This window comes from Clostridium lamae (genome assembly GCF_033043255.1).
In the GTDB taxonomy this organism is placed as follows: Bacteria; Bacillota; Clostridia; order Clostridiales; family Clostridiaceae; genus Clostridium; species Clostridium lamae.
In genome coordinates this window covers 1-1,372 of the sequence record NZ_JASCQJ010000084.1, presented here as the reverse complement: position 1 = coordinate 1,372, position 1,372 = coordinate 1, and the positions used below count along the sequence as shown (strand labels likewise).

General features: G+C 21.2%; 3 protein-coding genes. All 3 read left to right on the top strand.

Translation table 11 applies throughout. The features are described 5' to 3' along the window. A partial coding sequence (locus QK892_RS18370; RefSeq protein WP_317274994.1) for a hypothetical protein occupies positions 1–501 on the top strand: 501 nt, incomplete at its 5' end. 31 nt (positions 502–532) lie between these two features. Next, positions 533–1,036: a hypothetical protein gene (locus QK892_RS18365; protein WP_317274993.1), complete on the top strand. Its 504-nt coding sequence runs from the start codon at positions 533–535 to the stop codon at positions 1,034–1,036. Positions 1,037–1,040: 4 nt separating this feature from the next. Then, positions 1,041–1,372 (top strand): hypothetical protein (locus QK892_RS18360; RefSeq protein WP_317274992.1); only part of this gene is annotated, 332 nt, incomplete at its 3' end.

Genomic DNA, 1,372 nt, shown 5'->3' with positions numbered 1-1,372 from the left:
AATGAAGATATTAAAGAAATAATTAATTATTCACTTTTTCACAAAGGGGTAAAAAGTAAACTCTTGAGAATTCTTTTTCCTATAATATTTATTGAAATTGTAGGATTTTTTTCATTTTATTTATTACTGCATGTTTTGAATTTTAAAATTATCAGTATTCTCTTAATCTTAGTGGTATTACTTATAATAGTTAATTTTTTCATAATACCTAAAGCTATAAAAAACTTATTTAGAAAAATCATTACTTCTAATGAAAAAGATAGTAATGGATATAGAATATATATTAATGAGTCTGGAATATACAATTTAAAGGATAATATATTGATAGGTTCAAATTGGAATGAAAACTTAGCCTTAACTAAGTATAATAATAGTTATTTTGTAACTAATGATATTAGCATAATTGCATATATTCCAGAAAAAGCTTTTCATAATAGAGAGAATAAAGATTTATTTATTAACAAATTAAATCGCTTCTTAACTTACCATAATATAATATAATTTAATTTTATTAGTCTAAAGGAGGAATTTAATGTACACATACAAATTGGTTAATAATGATGAATTTGAAATAGCTTATAGAAATCATATTAGTAAAAATCTACTAAAAGGTAGTTTAATTCTTATTGGTATAATTAATCTCTTGATGTTTGTATTATCGTATTCATATTTAACAATAGCTTTTAAAACAAAGATGTTTTTCTTCGTATTTGCATTTGTTATTATGATCATCCTAGAGTTTTTAATTTTTTTTATATCTTATAAGAATGAGATTAAAAAGATATTGAATATTGTACCTGATGATGCAGTTAATATTTCATTTGATAAAGAAGGGATTACTATTAAAAATGATTATATATTAAGACATATTAAATGGAAGGCAGTAAGTAAAGTAGTTGTAGATAAAAACAATTTACTTTTTCATTACAATATTACTGGAATGCCAGGTGATTTTATTTATTTAAAATTCTTTGATGCTGAAAGTGAAGAAGTAATTAAAGATATTGAAAAATATATAAAGGTAAGGAAGGTTTAATAGTATGAAATTTGAGTTTAACCCAATTGATAATAGAATAAGCTTTCGGGAATATTTATATTACATAAATAAAACTTCTCCAATTACTCCAATATATTTGAAGACAATTATACCTGCTCTTTTAATATTTATATTTACTTTAATTACGTATTTATTTAGTTCTATAATAAGTGATTATTATACTTCTTCTACTATCACAGTTGTAGTACTCATTGCTCTATTTATAGTACTATTATTAATAACAGTTTTATTAATATTACTAATAATTAAATTAAGCAAAAAGAAAAAGTTGAAAAATAATATTATACATTGTGATATTGAAAGTACATTCTACTT

What these genes read in the sequence shown, in the direction of transcription:
- QK892_RS18365 (WP_317274993.1), top strand. Translation starts at nt 533, where the DNA reads ATGTACACATACAAATTGGTTAATAATGATGAATTTGAAATAGCTTAT.